The sequence below is a fragment of the Burkholderia multivorans ATCC BAA-247 genome (assembly GCF_000959525.1).
GTDB lineage: Bacteria > Pseudomonadota > Gammaproteobacteria > Burkholderiales > Burkholderiaceae > Burkholderia > Burkholderia multivorans.
Map to the genome: position 1 here is coordinate 390,331 of NZ_CP009832.1, position 23,494 is coordinate 413,824.

The following is a 23,494-nucleotide window of genomic DNA, read 5'->3' on the forward strand; positions in this document are numbered from 1 at the left end:
GCCCCGCGCTCTAGTTTGCGAATTCGCCGAACCCGCGCGTCGTTGCCCCGAAGCCACCGTGCGCGGCAGCGCACGGAGGCTTTTAAAAATATTTTCACAAACCGCTTGCGTGTTGGACGTGGGCTGCATAGAATCACGCCTCTTTCGCGCTAACGGAAACGCGGCGTGAAAGGGGAAGCGAAGTCGGACGTGTGCTGTAGTGTGAGCGCCCGCCCGGCGAAGGAAGAAGAACCGCGCAGTCGCAACGATGTAGTGAAAAAAGTTGTTGACGAGCTGCGAAACAGTGTTCATAATCTCGCTTCTCTGCTGCTGACAACGCAGCGCTGCTGAGCAAGACGATCTGCTCGCAGACATGTTCTTTAAAAACTAACAGCCGATAAGTGTGGGCGCTTGATGTGAGCGAGACCTGATCTTCGGATCGGGATAGCAAAAGTATCAAGAGTCTCACACTAAAGTAAGTCAGGTTTATGAAGCAATTCATATGACCTGTCAGCTTTGAGTGAGCGACCGGTTCGAGAGAACCGAAAACAGTAACAGGTTTGAACTGAAGAGTTTGATCCTGGCTCAGATTGAACGCTGGCGGCATGCCTTACACATGCAAGTCGAACGGCAGCACGGGTGCTTGCACCTGGTGGCGAGTGGCGAACGGGTGAGTAATACATCGGAACATGTCCTGTAGTGGGGGATAGCCCGGCGAAAGCCGGATTAATACCGCATACGATCCACGGATGAAAGCGGGGGACCTTCGGGCCTCGCGCTATAGGGTTGGCCGATGGCTGATTAGCTAGTTGGTGGGGTAAAGGCCTACCAAGGCGACGATCAGTAGCTGGTCTGAGAGGACGACCAGCCACACTGGGACTGAGACACGGCCCAGACTCCTACGGGAGGCAGCAGTGGGGAATTTTGGACAATGGGCGAAAGCCTGATCCAGCAATGCCGCGTGTGTGAAGAAGGCCTTCGGGTTGTAAAGCACTTTTGTCCGGAAAGAAATCCTTGGCTCTAATACAGTCGGGGGATGACGGTACCGGAAGAATAAGCACCGGCTAACTACGTGCCAGCAGCCGCGGTAATACGTAGGGTGCGAGCGTTAATCGGAATTACTGGGCGTAAAGCGTGCGCAGGCGGTCTGTTAAGACAGATGTGAAATCCCCGGGCTCAACCTGGGAACTGCATTTGTGACTGGCAGGCTAGAGTATGGCAGAGGGGGGTAGAATTCCACGTGTAGCAGTGAAATGCGTAGAGATGTGGAGGAATACCGATGGCGAAGGCAGCCCCCTGGGCCAATACTGACGCTCATGCACGAAAGCGTGGGGAGCAAACAGGATTAGATACCCTGGTAGTCCACGCCCTAAACGATGTCAACTAGTTGTTGGGGATTCATTTCCTTAGTAACGTAGCTAACGCGTGAAGTTGACCGCCTGGGGAGTACGGTCGCAAGATTAAAACTCAAAGGAATTGACGGGGACCCGCACAAGCGGTGGATGATGTGGATTAATTCGATGCAACGCGAAAAACCTTACCTACCCTTGACATGGTCGGAATCCTGAAGAGATTCGGGAGTGCTCGAAAGAGAACCGGCGCACAGGTGCTGCATGGCTGTCGTCAGCTCGTGTCGTGAGATGTTGGGTTAAGTCCCGCAACGAGCGCAACCCTTGTCCTTAGTTGCTACGCAAGAGCACTCTAAGGAGACTGCCGGTGACAAACCGGAGGAAGGTGGGGATGACGTCAAGTCCTCATGGCCCTTATGGGTAGGGCTTCACACGTCATACAATGGTCGGAACAGAGGGTTGCCAACCCGCGAGGGGGAGCTAATCCCAGAAAACCGATCGTAGTCCGGATTGCACTCTGCAACTCGAGTGCATGAAGCTGGAATCGCTAGTAATCGCGGATCAGCATGCCGCGGTGAATACGTTCCCGGGTCTTGTACACACCGCCCGTCACACCATGGGAGTGGGTTTTACCAGAAGTGGCTAGTCTAACCGCAAGGAGGACGGTCACCACGGTAGGATTCATGACTGGGGTGAAGTCGTAACAAGGTAGCCGTATCGGAAGGTGCGGCTGGATCACCTCCTTTCCAGAGCTATCTCGCGAAGTTGAGCGCTCACGCTTATCGGCTGTAATCAAGACAGACTCAGGGGTCTGTAGCTCAGTCGGTTAGAGCACCGTCTTGATAAGGCGGGGGTCGTTGGTTCGAATCCAACCAGACCCACCAAGTTGTCTGGCGAGAAGAAACCTGGGTGGTCTCTGTACATGGGGGCATAGCTCAGCTGGGAGAGCACCTGCTTTGCAAGCAGGGGGTCGTCGGTTCGATCCCGTCTGCCTCCACCAATCACCAACGCTAAGAGTTTGCTGAAAATTCAGCGAGCGCTTTGCATTGGCGATTGAGCCAGTCAGAGTGATGCAGGAAACTGTATCGGCTGTCGTTCTTTAACAATCAGGAAGAAGTAAGTAATTTGGATAGCGGAAGCGTCTTATGAGATGGACGTGGAAACTATCCGGGTTGTGATTGTATCGATGTATCTCAAGATGATTCGAACTTCATGTTCGACTCAATTGGAATACGGCACAACGCGAGAACTCAACCTGTAGCGACTGTCCATGAGACAGACTCGTTATAGGGTCAAGCGAACAAGTGCATGTGGTGGATGCCTTGGCGATCACAGGCGATGAAGGACGCGGTAGCCTGCGAAAAGCCCCGGGGAGCTGGCAAACAAGCTTTGATCCGGGGATGTCCGAATGGGGAAACCCACTCCGTATGGAGTATCCATGACTGAATACATAGGTCATGTGAAGCGAACGCGGTGAACTGAAACATCTAAGTAACCGCAGGAAAAGAAATCAACCGAGATTCCCAAAGTAGTGGCGAGCGAAATGGGATGAGCCTTGTACTCTTTATTCGTATTGTTAGCCGAACGCTCTGGAAAGTGCGGCCATAGCAGGTGATAGCCCTGTAGGCGAAAACAGTATGAAAGAACTAGGTGTACGACAAGTAGGGCGGGACACGTGAAATCCTGTCTGAAGATGGGGGGACCATCCTCCAAGGCTAAATACTCGTGATCGACCGATAGTGAACCAGTACCGTGAGGGAAAGGCGAAAAGAACCCCGGGAGGGGAGTGAAATAGATCCTGAAACCGCATGCATACAAACAGTCGGAGCCTCGTAAGGGGTGACGGCGTACCTTTTGTATAATGGGTCAGCGACTTACGTTCAGTAGCAAGCTTAACCGTATAGGGCAGGCGTAGCGAAAGCGAGTCCGAATAGGGCGTTCAGTTGCTGGGCGTAGACCCGAAACCAGGTGATCTATCCATGGCCAGGATGAAGGTGCGGTAACACGTACTGGAGGTCCGAACCCACTAACGTTGAAAAGTTAGGGGATGAGCTGTGGATAGGGGTGAAAGGCTAAACAAACCTGGAAATAGCTGGTTCTCTCCGAAAACTATTTAGGTAGTGCCTCGTGTCTCACCTTCGGGGGTAGAGCACTGTCATGGTTGGGGGGTCTATTGCAGATTACCCCGCCATAGCAAACTCCGAATACCGAAGAGTGCAATCACGGGAGACAGACATCGGGTGCTAACGTCCGGTGTCAAGAGGGAAACAACCCAGACCGCCAGCTAAGGTCCCCAAATATGGCTAAGTGGGAAACGAAGTGGGAAGGCTAAAACAGTCAGGAGGTTGGCTTAGAAGCAGCCACCCTTTAAAGAAAGCGTAATAGCTCACTGATCGAGTCGTCCTGCGCGGAAGATGTAACGGGGCTAAGCCATATACCGAAGCTGCGGATGCGAGCTTGCTCGCATGGTAGGAGAGCGTTCCGTAAGCCTGCGAAGGTGCCTTGTAAAGGGTGCTGGAGGTATCGGAAGTGCGAATGCTGACATGAGTAGCGATAAAGGGGGTGAAAGGCCCCCTCGCCGTAAGCCCAAGGTTTCCTACGCAACGTTCATCGGCGTAGGGTGAGTCGGCCCCTAAGGCGAGGCAGAAATGCGTAGCTGATGGGAAGCAGGTCAATATTCCTGCACCGTCGTTAGATGCGATGGGGGGACGGATCGCGGAAGGTTGTCCGGGTGTTGGACGTCCCGGTCGCTGCATTGGAGAAGGCGCTTAGGCAAATCCGGGCGCAGGATTCAAGGGTGTGGCGCGAGCGACTTCGGTCGCGAAGCAATTGGAAGTGGTTCCAAGAAAAGCCTCTAAGCTTCAGTCTAACGATGACCGTACCGCAAACCGACACAGGTGGGCGAGATGAGTATTCTAAGGCGCTTGAGAGAACTCGGGAGAAGGAACTCGGCAAATTGGTACCGTAACTTCGGGATAAGGTACGCCCTTGTAGCTTGACCAGCCTGCGCTGGAAGGGTGAAGGGGTTGCAATAAACTGGTGGCTGCGACTGTTTAATAAAAACACAGCACTCTGCAAACACGAAAGTGGACGTATAGGGTGTGACGCCTGCCCGGTGCCGGAAGATTAAATGATGGGGTGCAAGCTCTTGATTGAAGTCCCGGTAAACGGCGGCCGTAACTATAACGGTCCTAAGGTAGCGAAATTCCTTGTCGGGTAAGTTCCGACCTGCACGAATGGCGTAACGATGGCCACACTGTCTCCTCCCGAGACTCAGCGAAGTTGAAGTGTTTGTGATGATGCAATCTACCCGCGGCTAGACGGAAAGACCCCATGAACCTTTACTGTAGCTTTGCATTGGACTTTGAACCGATCTGTGTAGGATAGGTGGGAGGCTATGAAACCGGAACGCTAGTTTCGGTGGAGCCGTCCTTGAAATACCACCCTGGTTTGTTTGAGGTTCTAACCTTGGTCCGTGATCCGGATCGGGGACAGTGCATGGTAGGCAGTTTGACTGGGGCGGTCTCCTCCCAAAGGGTAACGGAGGAGTACGAAGGTACGCTAGGTACGGTCGGAAATCGTGCTGATAGTGCAATGGCATAAGCGTGCTTAACTGCGAGACCGACAAGTCGAGCAGGTGCGAAAGCAGGTCATAGTGATCCGGTGGTTCTGTATGGAAGGGCCATCGCTCAACGGATAAAAGGTACTCTGGGGATAACAGGCTGATACCGCCCAAGAGTTCATATCGACGGCGGTGTTTGGCACCTCGATGTCGGCTCATCTCATCCTGGGGCTGTAGCCGGTCCCAAGGGTATGGCTGTTCGCCATTTAAAGAGGTACGTGAGCTGGGTTTAAAACGTCGTGAGACAGTTTGGTCCCTATCTGCCGTGGGCGTTGGATATTTGAAGGGGGCTGCTCCTAGTACGAGAGGACCGGAGTGGACGAACCTCTGGTGTACCGGTTGTGACGCCAGTCGCATCGCCGGGTAGCTATGTTCGGAAGAGATAACCGCTGAAAGCATCTAAGCGGGAAACTCGCCTTAAGATGAGATATCCCTGGAGGCTTGACCTCCTTGAAGGGTCGTTCGAGACCAGGACGTTGATAGGTCGGGTGTGTAAGCGCAGTAATGCGTTCAGCTAACCGATACTAATTGCCCGTAAGGCTTGATCCTATAACAAGTCTGCCTTGTAGATCGGCGCCGTGCGACAGCACCGGCTGCGATCCAAAGCGACATGTTGGATTCTCGTGTGCGATACGCACAACCCAAAATTACTGCTTCTTCCCGATTGGTTGCGCTGCGAAGCGGCGCAACAACCCTCTTTGCCTGATGACCATAGCGAGTCGGTCCCACCCCTTCCCATCCCGAACAGGACCGTGAAACGACTCTACGCCGATGATAGTGCGGATTCCCGTGTGAAAGTAGGTAATCGTCAGGCTCCCTAAGCCAAGAACCCCCGCCCAGCAGGCGGGGGTTTTTGCATTTGTGGCGCTGGAAATGCGCTATCGGCCCGAGCGCCGGCCGGTCTCCGCGCGATGCGAATCCTCGCAGGATACGCGTCCTCTTTCTGGGGCATGCCTTCTTTCAACCGGCCGAGCCCTAGACTCGGCGCGGCGAGCCGCCTCACGGCAAATGAGCCGTCGCCTATCCTCTGGCGCGCCGTGACACGCCGACAGACGCTGCCATCGACACCGCCTTGCAGTTGGTGCCCTGCGGCCCGCCTTCGTCGATCGACGGACATCGCTCGACAGCTGGCTGACAGCGGTCTTTGCTGACGCCCCACCGGTCCGCAGATCGACCCATGCGGCGTCGGGGCAACTGAAATGTCCCCCCGTCGCGCGCTCTGTGCGATTGCCTGTTCCACGTTGCAGCCTCGCTGCGTTCCTCAGCTCACGCGCGCCCATCGACAATCGTCTGCTCGTAGCTCCTATTCCGACCGTTCCGCGCGGTGTGGCTGCGCTTTCCGGGCGTCTTGACCCTTCCGGCCAAGGGTGCCCGTCGCGCCCGGGCGCCGATACCGGGCGCGGCGGCGAACAAGCAGCAAGCAGTTGGGCAGGGCGCCGCACCGGTCGACAGCCATGTGCGCAGCGGAGAAGCGGTCCCGAAGAGTCCGCGCGTCAGGCCTGAGCGCGGTCGCCGGCGCCGCGTCCGAGGCCGTTCAGTCCGGGCCGTCGCTCCCCGGCGCTGCGACTGCCTCGCGGGGCAACGGCGCGATACGCCCGACAACCGTCCCCTGAAGTCCCCAATTCGTCGCCCAAAGGACGCCCGGCACGAATATTGCAAAAATTTTCCGCCTACCCGCTTGGCATTCTGCCCGAGAGGCCGTATGATGGCGGTCTTTCGTTTCCAGCATGCAACATTGCTGGAAGCGGAGTCTGACGAAGGTGTGGGCGCCGAATGGCGAACCTCTCGTCGCCATCGTAGTCGGCGGCGGATGCCTGGTGGTCGAGCCGGCGCTCGGGAAGAAAATGAAAATAATCTTCTCGCAGTGCTTGACAAGAGTTCGATGCACCCCCATAATCGTCAGTTCTCTACGGAGGGGTGCCCGAGTGGCTAAAGGGGGCAGACTGTAAATCTGTTGGCTTACGCCTACGTTGGTTCGAATCCAACCTCCTCCACCAAGACATCAGCGCAGAGAGCGGTAAGGAATCGTTAGTGGCCCGTGCGGGTGTAGCTCAATGGTAGAGCAGAAGCCTTCCAAGCTTACGACGAGGGTTCGATTCCCTTCACCCGCTCCAGTCCGCGAAGTTGAAGCGTAAAAGCGCCCATGTGGCTCAGTGGTAGAGCACTCCCTTGGTAAGGGAGAGGTCGGCAGTTCGATCCTGCCCATGGGCACCAGCAGTAAAGTCAGTGTCTGTTTGCGCGCGGCGCAACATGTGAAATTCCTTTCGGGAGTTGAAAATGGCCAAGGAAAAATTCGAGCGGACCAAGCCGCACGTGAACGTTGGTACGATTGGTCACGTTGACCACGGCAAGACGACGCTGACGGCAGCGATCGCGACGGTTCTGTCGTCGAAGTTCGGCGGCGAAGCGAAGAAGTACGACGAAATCGACGCGGCGCCGGAAGAAAAGGCACGCGGCATCACGATCAACACCGCGCACATCGAGTACGAAACGGCGAACCGCCACTACGCGCACGTCGACTGCCCGGGCCACGCCGACTACGTGAAGAACATGATCACGGGTGCAGCGCAGATGGACGGCGCAATCCTGGTGTGCTCGGCCGCAGACGGCCCGATGCCGCAAACGCGTGAGCACATCCTGCTGGCACGTCAGGTTGGCGTTCCGTACATCATCGTGTTCCTGAACAAGTGCGACATGGTGGACGACGCTGAACTGCTCGAGCTGGTCGAGATGGAAGTTCGCGAACTGCTGTCGAAGTACGACTTCCCGGGCGACGACACGCCGATCATCAAGGGTTCGGCAAAGCTGGCGCTGGAAGGCGACAAGGGCGAGCTGGGCGAAACGGCGATCATGAACCTGGCCGACGCGCTGGACACGTACATCCCGACGCCGGAGCGCGCGGTGGACGGTACGTTCCTGATGCCGGTGGAAGACGTGTTCTCGATCTCGGGCCGCGGTACGGTGGTGACGGGTCGTGTGGAGCGCGGCGTGGTGAAGGTCGGTGAGGAAATCGAAATCGTCGGTATCAAGCCGACGGTGAAGACGACCTGCACGGGCGTTGAAATGTTCCGCAAGCTGCTGGACCAGGGTCAGGCAGGCGACAACGTCGGTATCCTGCTGCGCGGCACGAAGCGTGAAGATGTGGAGCGCGGTCAGGTTCTGGCGAAGCCGGGTTCGATCACGCCGCACACGCACTTCACGGCCGAAGTGTACGTGCTGAGCAAGGACGAAGGCGGCCGTCACACGCCGTTCTTCAACAACTACCGTCCGCAGTTCTACTTCCGTACGACGGACGTGACGGGCTCGATCGAGCTGCCGAAGGACAAGGAAATGGTGATGCCGGGCGACAACGTGTCGATCACGGTGAAGCTGATTGCGCCGATCGCGATGGAAGAAGGTCTGCGCTTCGCTATCCGTGAAGGCGGCCGTACCGTCGGTGCCGGCGTCGTCGCAAAGATCATCGAGTAAGCCAGTTATTCGTTGATCGACAGTTTTGGGGCTGGCGATAGCCGGCCCCAACATGGTCTAGGGGTATAGCTCAACTGGCAGAGCGTCGGTCTCCAAAACCGAAGGTTGGGGGTTCGATTCCCTCTGCCCCTGCCAAAAAATAGCCACGTGTCCTACGTGGCATTTGTTTTAAGGTGTTATGGCGAATCCATCCGTCGAAACTGTAAATACCTCCGGCGATAAGCTGATGCTGGCCCTGGGCGTATTGCTGGTCTTGGCCGGATTCGTGGGCTTCTTCTGGCTGGGCAATCAGCAGTGGTATGTCCGCGGCGCCGCGTTGGCGGTCGGGATCGTCGCCGGCGTGGCCGTCGGGCTGATGTCCGCTCCAGGCAAAAGCCTCATCGCGTTTGCCAAGGACTCGTACAAGGAAGTCCGAAAGGTCGTTTGGCCCACCCGTAAGGAAGCAACGCAAACCACGCTCGTCGTGTTCGGTTTCGTGCTTGTGATGGCGATTTTCCTCTGGTTGAGCGACAAATCGATCGAATGGGTGATTTTCTCGGTGATTCTGGGTTGGAAATGATATGAGCGATACTCCGGCATCTCCGAGCGGAAAACGTTGGTACGTCGTGCACGCCTACTCCGGCATGGAGAAGAGCGTGCAACGTGCGCTTCAGGAGCGCATCGAACGGGCCGGCATGCAGGATAAATTCGGTCAGATCCTGGTCCCGACCGAAGAAGTGGTCGAAGTCAAAGGCGGCCACAAGGCTGTGACGGAACGTCGTTTCTTCCCGGGCTACGTGCTCGTGGAAATGGAAATGACGGACGAAACGTGGCACCTCGTGAAGAACACCGCGAAGGTCACCGGTTTCGTCGGCGGCGCACGCAACCGCCCGACCCCGATTTCCCCGAAGGAAGTCGAGAAGATCATGTCGCAGATGCAGGAAGGCGTGGAGAAGCCGCGCCCGAAGACCCTGTTCGAAGTGGGCGAGATGGTACGGGTCAAGGAAGGCCCGTTCACGGACTTCAACGGCACCGTCGAAGAAGTCAACTACGAAAAGTCGCGCGTGCGCGTGTCGGTCACCATCTTTGGCCGTTCTACCCCGGTCGAACTCGAATTCGGCCAGGTCGAAAAAGTCTGATCCTGATTCGGTGGGCAGCCTCGGCTGCCCACCTTCGCGCTTACGGCCCGCGTCATGGTCGTTGAGGAGCGTCAGTAGCCAGCGGCGAACGCGCGTTATCACTCACCGAACGCCGCTTGGCGTTCCAACGAGGTTTTCAAATGGCAAAGAAGATTGTCGGCTTTATCAAGCTGCAGATTCCTGCAGGTAAAGCCAACCCGTCGCCGCCGGTCGGTCCGGCACTGGGCCAGCGCGGCCTGAACATCATGGAGTTCTGCAAGGCGTTCAACGCGCAGACTCAAGGTATGGAGCCGGGTCTGCCGGTGCCGGTCGTCATCACGGCATACGCTGACAAGAGCTTCACGTTCGTGATGAAGACGCCGCCGGCGACCGTCCTGATCAAGAAGGCGGCGAAGGTGGACAAGGGCTCGAGCAAGCCGCACACCGACAAGGTCGGTTCGATCACGCGCGCTCAAGCCGAAGAGATCGCAAAGACGAAGATGCCGGACCTCACGGCAGCTGATCTGGACGCAGCCGTTCGCACCATCGCTGGTAGCGCACGCTCGATGGGCATCACTGTGGAGGGCGTGTAAATGGCTAAGATCTCCAAGCGCCGTCAGGCATTTGCCGCCAAGGTCGATCGTCAGAAGCTGTACGCGATCGACGACGCACTGGCACTCGTGAAGGAATGCGCGAGCGCGAAGTTCAACGAGTCGATCGACGTCGCAGTCCAGCTCGGCATCGACGCGAAGAAGTCGGACCAGGTCGTTCGCGGTTCGGTCGTTCTGCCGGCCGGTACGGGCAAGTCGGTTCGCGTCGCCGTGTTCGCGCAAGGCGAGAAGGCCGAGCAGGCACGTGCAGCAGGCGCGGAAGTCGTCGGTATGGAAGACCTGGCCGAGCAGATCAAGGCTGGCCAGATGGACTTCGACATCGTGATCGCTTCGCCGGACACGATGCGTATCGTCGGTACGCTCGGTCAGATCCTCGGCCCGCGCGGCCTGATGCCGAACCCGAAGGTCGGCACGGTCACGCCGGACGTCGCGACCGCGGTCAAGAACGCGAAGGCTGGTCAGGTGCAGTTCCGCGTCGACAAGGCCGGTATCATCCACGCGACGATCGGCCGTGCATCGTTCGAACCGGCTGCGCTGCGTTCGAACCTGTCGGCGCTGATCGAAGCACTGCAGAAGGCCAAGCCGGCAACGAGCAAGGGCGTCTACCTGCGCAAGATCGCACTGTCGAGCACGATGGGCGTCGGCGTGCGTGTCGACCAGGCTACGCTGGCCGCGCAGTAAGCATGAAATTCAGGCCGCTTCGTTCGCGAAGCGGTCTTCAAGGGCTTTGGGCGGTTGTTCGTGCAGTCCGCGGGCAACCGGTTATCAAAGACCGTTGGTGGGAGGCAGCAGTCGGGCATCCCTTAATTCAAGCCAACGCAGATGGCGAACCCGAAAAAGTTTTGTAGTGGTGAAGCCGCAGGTCGCGAAGCAGTTCGCGGCGTGAGGTGGAAATACTCCTAACGAGGTCGGACGCCGTTGTTGAACGAGGTACGTGAGGTCGAGCCATACCGGCTAGCCGAGCGTATCGTTTCTGGAGGCTAACCGTGCCGCTTAATAGAGAAGACAAGCAAGCCGTCGTTGCTGAGGTCGCCGCACAAGTTGCGAAGGCCCAGACCGTTGTGCTGGCTGAGTATCGTGGAATTGCGGTTGGCGATCTGACCACGCTGCGCGCGAAAGCGCGCGAGCAGAAGGTTTACCTGCGCGTTCTGAAGAACACGCTGGCGCGTCGCGCTGTTGAAGGTACGCCCTTTGCTCCGCTGGCAGAGCAGATGACTGGTCCGCTGATCTACGGCATCTCGGAAGATGCAATTGCCGCTGCTAAGGTCGTCAACGACTTCAGCAAGAGCAATGACAAGTTGGTCATCAAGGCTGGTTCGTTCGATGGCAAGGTGATGGATAAGGCTGGCGTGCAAGCGCTGGCAAGCATCCCGAGCCGTGAAGAACTGCTCTCGAAGCTGCTGTTCGTCATGCAAGCGCCTGTTTCGGGCTTCGCGCGTGCTCTTGCCGCGCTGGCCGAGAAGAAGCAAGCAGAAGCTGCGTAATCGAACACGCATCAGCGTTACTGATCGCTGGCTGTATCCGAATTCAATTTAGGAGTATTTCAAATGGCAATCGCAAAAGAAGACATCCTGGCAGCAGTCGAAGGGATGACCGTTCTCGAACTGAACGAACTGGTCAAGGCGTTCGAAGAGAAGTTTGGCGTGTCGGCAGCTGCAGTCGCAGTCGCTGGCCCGGCAGGCGGCGGCGCAGCTGCTGCTGCTGAAGAGAAGACCGACTTCACGGTCGTTCTGGCTGAAGCAGGCAGCAACAAGGTCGCAGTCATCAAGGCCGTTCGCGAAATCACGGGCCTGGGCCTGAAGGAAGCGAAGGACCTCGTCGACGGCGCACCGAAGCCCGTCAAGGAAGGCGTCGACAAGGCTGCTGCTGAAGAAGCGAAGAAGAAGCTGGAAGACGCAGGCGCGAAGGTCGAACTCAAGTAAGTTCCGACGCGCTGTGCGAAGGCTGGCGGTATTTTCACCGCCGGCCTTTTTGTGCTTTGTGGGGACGTTATTCTGGCACTCTTTCGGGAGGCGGGATAATCGGCCCCAGAAGCCAAAGATAAACGTCAAATCGTGGCTGCTGCACGGCGATTGGCGATTCTCTTTGTCTTCTGAAGCGACTGCAGAAGGCAAGTTTGGTCGGGTAGCGGGCAACACAGGCATCCGCTGCCGTCAGCCAGCGGTTGGTAGCGGCCAACCACCAAGCTTCTCGGCTCGTTCAAGCCGTCGGACGGCCATCGGGTCTCAGTCGGTGAACACTCGGGTTTGAAACGTCCAGGTATTCCGCCTCGATAGCACCCGCCGTGATTCGGAGATCGTATGCAATATTCCTTCACCGAGAAGAAGCGCATTCGCAAGAGTTTCGCGAAGCGCCCCATCGTTCACCAAGTTCCTTTCCTGCTGGCCACCCAGCTTGAATCATTCAGCACGTTTCTGCAAGCCGATGTGCCGGCGACGCAACGCAAGCCTGAAGGTTTGCAGGCCGCTTTCACATCGGTATTTCCCATTGTTTCGCACAACGGCTTCGCGCGCCTCGAGTTCGTGAGCTATGCGCTGTCCGCGCCGGCATTCAACATCAAGGAATGCCAGCAGCGCGGCCTGACGTACTGCTCCGCGCTGCGCGCGAAGGTCCGCCTCGTCATCCTCGACAAGGAATCGCCGAACAAGCCCGTCGTCAAGGAAGTGAAGGAGCAGGAAGTGTACATGGGCGAAATTCCGCTCATGACGCCGACCGGCTCGTTCGTCATCAACGGCACCGAGCGTGTCATCGTCTCGCAGCTGCACCGTTCGCCGGGCGTGTTCTTCGAACACGACAAGGGCAAGACGCACAGCTCGGGCAAGTTGCTGTTCTCGGCACGGATCATTCCGTACCGCGGCTCGTGGCTAGACTTCGAATTCGATCCGAAGGACATCCTGTACTTCCGCGTCGACCGTCGCCGCAAGATGCCGGTCACGATCCTGCTGAAGGCGATCGGCCTCACGCCGGAACAGATCCTCGCGAACTTCTTCGTGTTCGACAACTTCACGTTGATGGACGAAGGTGCGCAGCTCGAGTTCGTGCCCGAGCGCCTGCGCGGCGAAGTCGCGCGCTTCGACATCACGGATCGCGACGGCAAGGTCATCGTCCAGAAGGACAAGCGGATCAACGCGAAGCACATCCGCGACCTCGAAGCCGCGAAGACGAAGTTCATCTCGGTGCCGGAAGACTATCTGCTCGGCCGCGTGCTGGCGAAGAACGTCGTCGACGGCGAGACGGGCGAAGTGATCGCGAACGCGAACGACGAGATCACCGAAAGCGTGCTCGAGAAGCTGCGCGAAGCGGGCATCAAGGAAATCCAGACGCTCTACACGAACGATCTGGACCAGGGTCCGTACATCTCGTCGACGCTGCGTGTCGACGAAACGACCGACAAGACGGCCGCGCGCATCGCGATCTACCGCATGATGCGTCCGGGCGAGCCGCCGACCGAAGAAGCGGTCGAGGCGCTGTTCAACCGTCTGTTCTACAGCGAAGAAGCGTACGACCTGTCGAAGGTCGGCCGCATGAAGTTCAACCGTCGCGTCGGCCGTGACGAAATCACGGGCCCGATGACGCTGCAGGACGACGACATCCTCGCGACGATCAAGATCCTCGTCGAGCTGCGCAACGGCAAGGGCGAAGTGGACGACATCGACCACCTCGGCAACCGTCGCGTGCGTTGCGTCGGCGAACTGGCGGAAAACCAGTTCCGCGCGGGTCTCGTGCGCGTCGAGCGCGCGGTCAAGGAACGCCTCGGCCAGGCCGAAAGCGAAAACCTGATGCCGCACGACCTGATCAACTCGAAGCCGATTTCGTCGGCGATCCGCGAGTTCTTCGGTTCGTCGCAGCTGTCGCAGTTCATGGACCAGACCAACCCGCTGTCGGAAATCACGCACAAGCGCCGCGTTTCCGCACTGGGCCCGGGCGGTCTGACGCGCGAGCGCGCAGGCTTCGAAGTTCGCGACGTGCACCCGACCCACTACGGCCGCGTGTGCCCGATCGAAACGCCGGAAGGTCCGAACATCGGTCTGATCAACTCGCTCGCACTGTACGCGCACCTGAACGAGTACGGCTTCCTCGAGACGCCGTACCGCAAGGTCGTGGACGGCAAGGTGACCGACCAGATCGACTATCTGTCGGCGATCGAGGAAGGCCGTTACATGATCGCGCAGGCGAACGCGGCGATCGACGACGAAGGCCGACTGACCGACGAACTCGTGTCGTCGCGTGAGGCCGGCGAAACGATGATGGTCACGCCGGACCGCATCCAGTACATGGACGTGGCGCCGTCGCAGATCGTGTCGGTCGCGGCATCGCTGATTCCGTTCCTCGAGCACGACGACGCGAACCGTGCACTGATGGGCTCGAACATGCAGCGTCAGGCCGTGCCGTGTCTGCGTCCGGAGAAGCCGGTCGTCGGTACCGGCATCGAGCGCACCTGCGCGGTCGACTCGGGCACGACGGTTCAGGCGTTCCGCGGCGGTGTCGTCGACTACGTCGACGCAGGCCGTATCGTGATTCGCGTGAACGACGACGAAGCGGTCGCAGGTGAAGTCGGTGTCGACATCTACAACCTGATCAAGTACACGCGTTCGAACCAGAACACGAACATCAACCAGCGTCCGATCGTGAAGATGGGCGACAAGGTCTCGCGCGGCGACGTGCTGGCCGACGGCGCCTCGACGGACCTGGGCGAGCTCGCGCTCGGCCAGAACATGCTGATCGCGTTCATGCCGTGGAACGGCTACAACTTCGAGGATTCGATCCTGATCTCGGAGAAGGTCGTGGCCGACGATCGCTACACGTCGATCCACATCGAAGAGCTGAACGTCGTTGCACGCGACACGAAGCTCGGGCCGGAAGAAATCACGCGCGACATCTCGAACCTGGCGGAAGTCCAGCTCGGCCGTCTCGACGAATCGGGCATCGTCTACATCGGTGCGGAAGTCGAAGCGGGCGACGTACTGGTCGGCAAGGTCACGCCGAAGGGCGAGACCCAGCTGACGCCGGAAGAGAAGCTGCTGCGCGCGATCTTCGGCGAGAAGGCGTCGGACGTGAAGGACACGTCGCTGCGCGTGCCGTCGGGCATGAGCGGCACCGTGATCGATGTCCAGGTGTTCACGCGTGAAGGCATCCAGCGCGACAAGCGTGCGCAACAGATCATCGACGACGAACTGAAGCGCTACCGTCTCGACCTGAACGACCAGCTGCGTATCGTGGAAGGCGACGCGTTCCAGCGTCTCGCGCGCATGCTGGTGGGCAAGGTCGCGAACGGCGGTCCGAAGAAGCTCGCGAAGGGCACGAAGATCGACCAGGCGTACCTGGAAGATCTCGACCACTACCACTGGTTCGACATCCGCCTCGCGGACGACGAAGCAGCGGCGCAGCTCGAAGCAATCAAGAACTCGATCGAAGAGAAGCGTCACCAGTTCGATCTGGCGTTCGAAGAGAAGCGCAAGAAGCTCACGCAAGGCGACGAACTGCCGCCGGGCGTGCTGAAGATGGTCAAGGTGTACCTGGCGGTGAAGCGCCGCCTGCAGCCTGGCGACAAGATGGCGGGCCGTCACGGCAACAAGGGTGTCGTGTCGAAGATCGTGCCGATCGAAGACATGCCGTACATGGCCGACGGCCGTCCGGCAGACGTCGTGCTGAACCCGCTCGGCGTGCCGTCGCGGATGAACGTGGGTCAGGTTCTGGAAGTGCACCTCGGCTGGGCCGCGAAGGGCCTCGGCTGGCGTATCGGCGAAATGCTGCAGCGTCAGGCAAAGATCGAAGAGCTGCGTGCGTTCCTGACGAAGATCTACAACGAGTCGGGTCGCGCGGAAGATCTGGACAGCTTCTCCGACGACGAGATCCTCGAACTCGCGAAGAACCTGCGCGAAGGCGTGCCGTTTGCGACGCCGGTGTTCGACGGTGCGACCGAGGACGAAATGGCGAAGATGCTCGACCTCGCGTTCCCGGACGACATCGCGAAGCAGCTCGACATGAACCCGTCGAAGAACCAGGTTCGCCTGTACGACGGTCGCACGGGCGAGCCGTTCGAGCGTCGCGTGACGGTCGGCTACATGCACTACCTGAAGCTGCATCACCTTGTCGACGACAAGATGCACGCGCGTTCGACGGGCCCGTACTCGCTCGTCACGCAGCAGCCGCTGGGTGGTAAGGCGCAGTTCGGTGGTCAGCGTTTCGGTGAAATGGAAGTGTGGGCGCTCGAAGCGTACGGCGCATCGTATGTGCTGCAGGAAATGCTGACGGTGAAGTCGGACGACGTGACGGGCCGGACCAAGGTGTACGAGAACCTGGTCAAGGGCGATCACGTGATCGATGCAGGCATGCCGGAATCCTTCAACGTGCTGGTGAAGGAAATCCGCTCGCTCGGTATCGATATCGATCTCGACCGCAATTAATCGGACTACGGAGAGAAAGCAATGAAAGCTCTGCTCGATCTATTCAAGCAAGTCCAACAGGAAGAAGTTTTCGACGCGATCAAGATCGGTCTGGCCTCGCCCGACAAGATCCGTTCGTGGTCGTTCGGCGAAGTGAAGAAGCCGGAGACCATCAACTACCGTACGTTCAAGCCGGAACGCGATGGTCTGTTCTGCGCGAAGATCTTCGGTCCGATCAAGGACTACGAGTGCCTGTGCGGCAAGTACAAGCGCCTGAAGCACCGTGGCGTGATCTGCGAGAAGTGCGGCGTTGAAGTGACGCTGGCGAAGGTGCGTCGCGAGCGCATGGGCCACATCGAGCTCGCGTCGCCGGTCGCGCACATCTGGTTCCTGAAGTCGCTGCCGTCGCGTCTGGGCATGGTGCTCGACATGACGCTGCGCGACATCGAGCGCGTGCTGTACTTCGAAGCGTACGTGGTGATCGATCCGGGCATGACGCCGCTGAAGGCGCGGCAGATCATGACCGAAGAGGATTACTACAACAAGGTCGAGGAATACGGCGACGAATTCCGTGCCGAAATGGGCGCGGAAGGCGTGCGCGAACTGCTGCGCGCGATCAACATCGACGAGCAGGTCGAACAGCTGCGCACCGAGCTGAAGAACACCGGCTCGGAAGCGAAGATCAAGAAGTACGCGAAGCGCCTGAAGGTCCTCGAGGCATTCCAGCGCTCGGGCATCAAGCCCGAGTGGATGATCCTCGAAGTGCTGCCGGTGCTGCCGCCGGAACTGCGTCCGCTCGTGCCGCTGGACGGCGGCCGTTTCGCGACGTCGGATCTGAACGACCTGTATCGCCGCGTGATCAACCGTAACAACCGGTTGAAGCGTCTGCTCGAGCTGAAGGCACCTGAAATCATCGTCCGCAATGAAAAGCGGATGCTGCAGGAAGCCGTCGACTCGCTGCTCGACAACGGTCGTCGCGGCAAGGCGATGACGGGCGCGAACAAGCGTCCGCTGAAGTCGCTCGCCGACATGATCAAGGGCAAGGGCGGTCGTTTCCGTCAGAACCTGCTGGGCAAGCGCGTCGACTACTCGGGCCGTTCGGTCATCGTGGTCGGCCCGACGCTGAAGCTGCATCAGTGCGGTCTGCCGAAGCTGATGGCGCTCGAGCTGTTCAAGCCGTTCATCTTCAACAAGCTTGAAGTGATGGGCGTCGCGACGACCATCAAGGCGGCGAAGAAGGAAGTCGAGAACCAGACGCCGGTCGTGTGGGACATCCTCGAAGAGGTGATCCGCGAGCACCCGGTGATGCTGAACCGTGCGCCGACGCTGCACCGTCTCGGCATCCAGGCGTTCGAGCCCGTGCTGATCGAAGGCAAGGCGATCCAGCTGCACCCGCTCGTCTGTGCGGCGTTCAACGCCGACTTCGACGGTGACCAGATGGCCGTCCACGTGCCGCTATCGCTCGAAGCGCAGATGGAAGCGCGCACGCTGATGCTCGCGTCGAACAACGTGCTGTTCCCGGCCAACGGCGATCCGTCGATCGTGCCGTCGCAGGATATCGTGCTGGGTCTGTACTACGCGACCCGCGAAGCGATCAACGGCAAGGGCGAAGGCCTCACGTTCACCGGCGTGTCGGAAGTGATCCGCGCGTACGAGAACAAGGAAGTCGAGCTCGCCTCGCGCGTCAACGTGCGGATCACCGAAATGGTCCGCAACGAGGACAAGTCGGAAGGCGCGCCGGAGTTCGTGCCGAAGATCTCGCTCTACGCGACGACGGTCGGCCGCGCGATCCTGTCGGAAATTCTGCCGCCGGGCCTGCCGTTCTCGGTGCTGAACAAGCCGCTGAAGAAGAAGGAAATCTCGCGCCTGATCAACACCGCGTTCCGCAAGTGCGGTCTGCGCGCGACGGTGGTGTTCGCCGATCAGCTGATGCAGTCGGGCTTCCGTCTCGCGACGCGCGCCGGCATCTCGATCTGCGTGGACGACATGCTCGTGCCGCCGCAGAAGGAAACGATCGTCGGCGACGCCGCGAAGAAGGTGAAGGAATACGACCGTCAGTACATGTCGGGTCTCGTCACCGCGCAGGAACGCTACAACAACGTGGTCGACATCTGGTCGGCGACGTCGGAAGCGGTCGGCAAGGCGATGATGGAGCAGCTGTCGACGGAGCCGGTGATCGATCGCGACGGCAACGAGACGCGCCAGGAATCGTTCAACTCGATCTACATGATGGCCGACTCGGGCGCCCGCGGTTCGGCGGTGCAGATTCGTCAGCTGGCCGGTATGCGCGGCCTGATGGCGAAGCCGGACGGCTCGATTATCGAGACGCCGATTACCGCGAACTTCCGCGAAGGTCTGAACGTGTTGCAGTACTTCATCTCGACCCACGGTGCACGTAAGGGTCTGGCTGATACGGCACTGAAGACCGCGAACTCGGGTTACCTGACGCGTCGTCTGGTCGACGTCACGCAGGATCTGGTGGTCGTCGAGGACGATTGCGGCACGTCGAACGGCGTCGCGATGAAGGCGCTGGTCGAAGGCGGTGAAGTCGTCGAAGCGCTGCGCGACCGTATCCTCGGCCGCGTCGCGGTCGCGGACGTCGTGAACCCGGAAACGCAGGAAACGCTGTACGAAGCGGGCACGCTGCTCGACGAAACGGCGGTCGAGGAAATCGAACGCCTCGGCATCGACGAAGTGCGCGTGCGCACGCCGCTGACCTGCGAAACGCGTTACGGCCTGTGCGCATCGTGCTACGGCCGCGACCTCGGCCGCGGCACGCTCGTGAACGTCGGCGAAGCAGTCGGCGTGATCGCGGCGCAGTCGATCGGCGAGCCGGGCACGCAGCTGACGATGCGTACGTTCCACATCGGTGGTGCGGCATCGCGTGCGGCAGTCGCGTCGTCGGTCGAGGCGAAGAGCAACGGCACCGTCCGCTTCTCGCCGTCGATGCGCTACGTGACGAACGCGAAGGGCGAGCAGATCGTCATCTCGCGTTCGGGCGAGGCGCTGATCACCGACGACATCGGTCGCGAGCGCGAACGTCACAAGATCCCGTACGGCGCGACGCTGCTGCAGCTCGACGGCGCGGCGATCAAGGCCGGCACGCAGCTGGCGACGTGGGATCCGATGACGCGTCCGATCATCACCGAGTACGGCGGTACGGTGAAGTTCGAGAACGTCGAGGAAGGCGTGACGGTCGCGAAGCAGATCGACGACGTGACCGGCCTGTCGACCCTCGTCGTGATCGACGCGAAGCGTCGCGGTTCGCAGGCATCGAAGAGCGTGCGTCCGCAGGTGAAGCTGCTCGACGCGAACGGCGACGAAGTGAAGATCCCGGGCACGGAGCACTCGGTGCAGATCGGCTTCCAGGTCGGCGCACTGATCACCGTGAAGGACGGTCAGCAGGTGCAGGTCGGTGAAGTGCTCGCACGTATCCCGACCGAATCGCAGAAGACGCGTGACATTACCGGTGGTCTGCCGCGCGTGGCCGAGCTGTTCGAAGCGCGTTCACCGAAGGATGCGGGCATCCTCGCGGAAGTCACCGGTACGGTGTCGTTCGGCAAGGATACGAAGGGCAAGCAGCGTCTCGTCATCACGGATCTCGAGGGCAACCAGCACGAGTTCCTGATTGCGAAGGAAAAGCAGGTGCTGGTCCACGACGGTCAGGTCGTCAACAAGGGCGAAATGATCGTGGACGGCCCGGCCGATCCGCACGACATCCTGCGTCTGCAGGGTATCGAGGCGCTGTCGCGCTACATCGTGGACGAAGTGCAGGACGTGTATCGTCTGCAGGGCGTGAAGATCAACGACAAGCACATCGAGGTGATCGTTCGCCAGATGCTGCGTCGTGTGCAGATCACCGACAACGGCGATTCGCGCTTCATCCCGGGCGAGCAGGTCGAGCGTTCGGACATGCTGGACGAGAACGACCGCATGATCGCCGAGGGCAAGCGCCCGGCGTCGTACGAGAACGTGCTGCTCGGTATCACGAAGGCGTCGCTGTCGACCGATTCGTTCATCTCCGCGGCATCGTTCCAGGAAACGACCCGCGTGCTGACCGAAGCGGCGATCATGGGCAAGCGCGACGATCTGCGCGGCCTGAAGGAAAACGTGATCGTCGGCCGTCTGATTCCGGCCGGTACGGGTCTCGCGTTCCACAAGGCACGCAAGGCGAAGGAGATGTCCGACCGCGAGCGTTTCGACCAGATCGCAGCGGAAGAGGCATTCGACTTCGGCACGCCGAGCACGCCGGCGGAAGAGCCGCAACACCCGGCAGCCGAGTAACGGCGCGCGGCGCGAGCCGCGTCTGCTTTGCTGTCATCGAAACCGCCCGGTTTGCCGGGCGGTTTTTTTTGTTCGTCCCGTTGGCGGGCGTGCGTGCGGCGTATCGGCACGCGCTGCGCGCGAGCGCACGCTGTCCGAACGGCGAACGTCGTGCGATTTGCCGCGCGCCGCGCGGGGCGGGTTGTTAAAATCGCGGTCATCGTTCCGCCGTCCTCGTTCTCATCATTCATGTCTCGCGCCCTCGAAATCCTCGACGAAGTCTTCGGTTATTCCGCCTTTCGCGGCCAGCAGGGCGAGATCGTCGAGCACGTCGCGAGCGGTGGCGACTGTCTGGTGCTGATGCCGACGGGCGGCGGCAAGTCGCTGTGCTACCAGATTCCCGCGCTAATGCGCCGCGAGGCCGGCCATGGTGCGGGCATCGTCGTGTCGCCGCTGATCGCGCTGATGCAGGATCAGGTCGCCGCGCTGCGCGAAGTCGGCGTGCGTGCCGCGTATCTGAACTCGACGCTGTCGGGCGCCGAGGCAGCGGCGACCGAGCGCGCGCTGCGCGAAGGCGAGATCGACCTGCTGTATGTCGCACCCGAACGGCTGATGACGGGGCGTTTCCTCGAACTGCTCGAGCGCGCGAAGATCGGGCTGTTCGCGATCGACGAGGCGCACTGCGTGTCGCAGTGGGGGCACGACTTCCGTCCGGAATACATCCAGCTGTCGGTGCTGCACGAGCGGTTCCCGGCGGTGCCGCGCATCGCGCTGACGGCGACCGCCGATGCGATCACGCGCGACGAAATCATTCACCGTCTCGCGCTCGACGACGCGCGCGTATTCGTGTCGAGCTTCGATCGGCCGAACATCCGCTATCGGATCGTCGAGAAGGACAACGCGCGCGCGCAGCTGCTCGATTTCATCCGCGCCGAACACACGAACGCCGACGGCACGACCGACGCCGGCGTCGTCTATTGCCTGTCGCGCCGCAAGGTCGAGGAAACGGCCGAGTGGCTGAAGGCGCAGGGCATCCGCGCGCTGCCTTATCACGCCGGCATGGAATTCGAGGTGCGGCAGAAGCATCAGGAGATGTTCCAGCGCGAGGAAGGCATCGTGATGTGCGCGACGATCGCGTTCGGGATGGGCATCGACAAGCCCGACGTGCGCTTCGTCGCGCACCTCGATCTGCCGAAGAGCGTCGAAGGCTATTACCAGGAGACCGGCCGCGCGGGGCGCGACGGGCTGCCGGCGAACGCGTGGATGGCGTACGGGCTCGGCGACGTCGTCCAGCAGCGCAAGATGATCGACGAGTCCGATGCGGACGACGCGCACAAGCGCGTGCAGACGTCGAAGCTCGACGCGTTGCTCGGCCTGTGCGAGACGATCTCGTGTCGCCGCGTGCGGCTGCTCAATTACTTCGGTGAAGCGAGCCAGCCGTGCGGCAACTGCGATACGTGCCTCGAGCCGCCCGCATCGTGGGACGCGACGCGCGAAGCGCAAATGGCGCTCTCATGCGTGTTCCGTGCGCAGCGCGCGAGCGGCTTCAACTTCGGCGCGAGCCATCTGATCGAGATTCTGCGCGGCGCGCGTACCGAAAAGGTACTGCAGCGCGGGCACGATCAACTCAGTACGTTCGGGATCGGTGCGGCGCTGTCGGAGCCCGAGTGGCGCGCGATTTTCCGGCAACTCGTCGCGTACGGCTATCTCGCGGTCGATCACGGCGGATTCGGCGCGCTCGTGCTGACCGAAGCCGCGAAGCCCGTGCTGAAGGGCGACGAGAAGGTCACGCTGCGACGCTACGTGAAGCCGCAGCGCACGCGCCAGTCGTCCGGCCGCAGCGGCACGCGCGTCGATCCGACGGCCGGCATGGGCGCACGCGAGCGCGCGCGCTGGGACGCGCTGCGCGCGTGGCGCGCGGAGACGGCGAAGGCCGACGGCGTGCCGGCCTACGTGATCTTCCACGACGCGACGCTCGCGGAGATCGCGCGCAATGCCCCGGAGACGATCGACGATCTCCGCCATATCCCCGGCATGGGCGTGCGCAAGCTCGAGCGGTTCGGCGACGAGATCATCGACGTCGTCGAATCGGCCTGACACAGGCGTTCCGACCCTTCGGGTCAACGGGCGCGACCGGCGGAAAATCACGCAAGCCGTTGACTTAGTTGGTATTTCCGGAATATCATGCTGGGTTCCGGTCTTCGGTGGGTCGACACACGTTCGAAAGTTCGTGCCCGCTTCGCCGCGCCGGGAGTCAACTGTGCGTCGATTTTCGCTTTGCCCGAAATCGAAGTGCGGATTTTGTTCAATTTCAGGAATAAACAATGCCAACCATCAACCAACTGGTTCGCAAAGGCCGTCAGTCGGAAACGACGAAGAGCAAGAGCCCGGCCCTGCAGGACTGCCCCCAGCGTCGCGGCGTGTGCACCCGTGTGTACACGACGACGCCGAAGAAGCCGAACTCGGCACTCCGTAAGGTCGCCAAGGTTCGTCTGACGAACGGCTTCGAAGTGATTTCGTACATCGGCGGTGAAGGCCACAACCTGCAGGAGCACTCGGTTGTGCTGATCCGCGGCGGCCGTGTGAAGGACTTGCCGGGTGTGCGTTACCACATGGTTCGCGGCTCGCTGGATACCCAGGGCGTCAAGGACCGTAAGCAAGCGCGCTCGAAGTACGGCGCGAAGCGTGCAAAGGCTGCCAAGTAAGCAGCGTTTGATCA

11 protein-coding genes, 6 tRNA genes and 3 rRNA genes are annotated in these 23,494 nt (G+C 60.2%); all 20 read left to right on the plus strand.

Annotated elements, in window-relative coordinates; genetic code table 11:
• Window positions 1–541: 541 nt before the first annotated feature.
• The 20 genes from NP80_RS14230 to rpsL all read left to right on the plus strand — a co-directional run bounded on the left by NP80_RS14230 (window position 542) and on the right by rpsL (window position 23,480).
• Window positions 542–2,074: ribosomal RNA gene (locus NP80_RS14230) — 16S ribosomal RNA — on the plus strand.
• Window positions 2,075–2,135: 61 nt separating this feature from the next.
• A tRNA-Ile gene (locus NP80_RS14235) sits at window positions 2,136–2,212 on the plus strand.
• A 40-nt stretch (window positions 2,213–2,252) separates the two neighbouring features.
• Window positions 2,253–2,328: transfer RNA gene (locus tag NP80_RS14240), tRNA-Ala, on the plus strand.
• A gap of 290 nt (window positions 2,329–2,618) precedes the next feature.
• Window positions 2,619–5,499, plus strand: a 23S ribosomal RNA gene (locus tag NP80_RS14245).
• A 152-nt stretch (window positions 5,500–5,651) separates the two neighbouring features.
• Window positions 5,652–5,764 (plus strand): 5S ribosomal RNA (gene rrf / locus NP80_RS14250).
• Together the 16S, 23S and 5S rRNA genes with 2 tRNA genes alongside form the textbook arrangement of a ribosomal RNA operon.
• A gap of 1,097 nt (window positions 5,765–6,861) precedes the next feature.
• A tRNA-Tyr gene (locus tag NP80_RS14255) sits at window positions 6,862–6,947 on the plus strand.
• Window positions 6,948–6,990: 43 nt separating this feature from the next.
• Window positions 6,991–7,064 (plus strand) — tRNA-Gly (locus NP80_RS14260).
• Window positions 7,065–7,089: 25 nt separating this feature from the next.
• Window positions 7,090–7,164 (plus strand) — tRNA-Thr (locus NP80_RS14265).
• 63 nt (window positions 7,165–7,227) lie between these two features.
• Window positions 7,228–8,418: an elongation factor Tu gene (gene tuf / locus NP80_RS14270; RefSeq protein ID WP_006400660.1), complete on the plus strand. Its 1,191-nt coding sequence runs from the start codon at window positions 7,228–7,230 to the stop codon at window positions 8,416–8,418.
• A 59-nt stretch (window positions 8,419–8,477) separates the two neighbouring features.
• Window positions 8,478–8,553 (plus strand) — tRNA-Trp (locus tag NP80_RS14275).
• A gap of 43 nt (window positions 8,554–8,596) precedes the next feature.
• Window positions 8,597–8,977: a preprotein translocase subunit SecE gene (secE, locus tag NP80_RS14280; RefSeq protein WP_006412134.1), complete on the plus strand. Its 381-nt coding sequence runs from the start codon at window positions 8,597–8,599 to the stop codon at window positions 8,975–8,977.
• A 1-nt stretch (window position 8,978) separates the two neighbouring features.
• Window positions 8,979–9,536 (plus strand): transcription termination/antitermination protein NusG, encoded by a 558-nt coding sequence (gene nusG / locus NP80_RS14285; RefSeq protein ID WP_006400672.1) that lies wholly within the window; start codon window positions 8,979–8,981, stop codon window positions 9,534–9,536.
• Window positions 9,537–9,676: 140 nt separating this feature from the next.
• On the plus strand, window positions 9,677–10,108 hold the full coding sequence (gene rplK, locus NP80_RS14290) for a 50S ribosomal protein L11 (protein WP_006400671.1): 432 nt from the start codon (window positions 9,677–9,679) through the stop codon (window positions 10,106–10,108).
• Window positions 10,109–10,807, plus strand: coding sequence for a 50S ribosomal protein L1 (gene rplA, locus NP80_RS14295; protein ID WP_006400670.1), 699 nt, complete (start codon window positions 10,109–10,111; stop codon window positions 10,805–10,807).
• 305 nt (window positions 10,808–11,112) lie between these two features.
• Complete coding sequence (rplJ, locus tag NP80_RS14300) at window positions 11,113–11,610, plus strand: 50S ribosomal protein L10 (RefSeq protein WP_006400668.1); 498 nt, start codon at window positions 11,113–11,115, stop codon at window positions 11,608–11,610.
• A 63-nt stretch (window positions 11,611–11,673) separates the two neighbouring features.
• Complete coding sequence (rplL, locus tag NP80_RS14305) at window positions 11,674–12,048, plus strand: 50S ribosomal protein L7/L12 (protein WP_006400666.1); 375 nt, start codon at window positions 11,674–11,676, stop codon at window positions 12,046–12,048.
• A 378-nt stretch (window positions 12,049–12,426) separates the two neighbouring features.
• Window positions 12,427–16,533 (plus strand): DNA-directed RNA polymerase subunit beta, encoded by a 4,107-nt coding sequence (rpoB, locus tag NP80_RS14310; protein WP_006400665.1) that lies wholly within the window; start codon window positions 12,427–12,429, stop codon window positions 16,531–16,533.
• Window positions 16,534–16,554: 21 nt separating this feature from the next.
• Window positions 16,555–20,796 (plus strand): DNA-directed RNA polymerase subunit beta', encoded by a 4,242-nt coding sequence (gene rpoC, locus NP80_RS14315; protein ID WP_006400664.1) that lies wholly within the window; start codon window positions 16,555–16,557, stop codon window positions 20,794–20,796.
• Window positions 20,797–21,024: 228 nt separating this feature from the next.
• A complete protein-coding gene (gene recQ, locus NP80_RS14320; RefSeq protein WP_172488731.1) occupies window positions 21,025–22,872 on the plus strand; it encodes a DNA helicase RecQ in 1,848 nt (615 codons plus the stop codon).
• 227 nt (window positions 22,873–23,099) lie between these two features.
• A complete protein-coding gene (gene rpsL, locus NP80_RS14325) occupies window positions 23,100–23,480 on the plus strand; it encodes a 30S ribosomal protein S12 (protein WP_006400662.1) in 381 nt (126 codons plus the stop codon).
• Window positions 23,481–23,494 lie beyond the last annotated feature (14 nt).

Coding starts and splice junctions, on each gene's coding strand:
- tuf (WP_006400660.1), top strand. CDS start 7,228: ATGGCCAAGGAAAAATTCGAGCGGACCAAGCCGCACGTGAACGTTGGT.
- secE (WP_006412134.1), top strand. CDS start 8,597: ATGGCGAATCCATCCGTCGAAACTGTAAATACCTCCGGCGATAAGCTG.
- nusG (WP_006400672.1), top strand. CDS start 8,979: ATGAGCGATACTCCGGCATCTCCGAGCGGAAAACGTTGGTACGTCGTG.
- rplK (WP_006400671.1), top strand. CDS start 9,677: ATGGCAAAGAAGATTGTCGGCTTTATCAAGCTGCAGATTCCTGCAGGT.
- rplA (WP_006400670.1), top strand. CDS start 10,109: ATGGCTAAGATCTCCAAGCGCCGTCAGGCATTTGCCGCCAAGGTCGAT.
- rplL (WP_006400666.1), top strand. CDS start 11,674: ATGGCAATCGCAAAAGAAGACATCCTGGCAGCAGTCGAAGGGATGACC.
- rpoB (WP_006400665.1), top strand. CDS start 12,427: ATGCAATATTCCTTCACCGAGAAGAAGCGCATTCGCAAGAGTTTCGCG.
- rpoC (WP_006400664.1), top strand. CDS start 16,555: ATGAAAGCTCTGCTCGATCTATTCAAGCAAGTCCAACAGGAAGAAGTT.
- recQ (WP_172488731.1), top strand. CDS start 21,025: ATGTCTCGCGCCCTCGAAATCCTCGACGAAGTCTTCGGTTATTCCGCC.
- rpsL (WP_006400662.1), top strand. CDS start 23,100: ATGCCAACCATCAACCAACTGGTTCGCAAAGGCCGTCAGTCGGAAACG.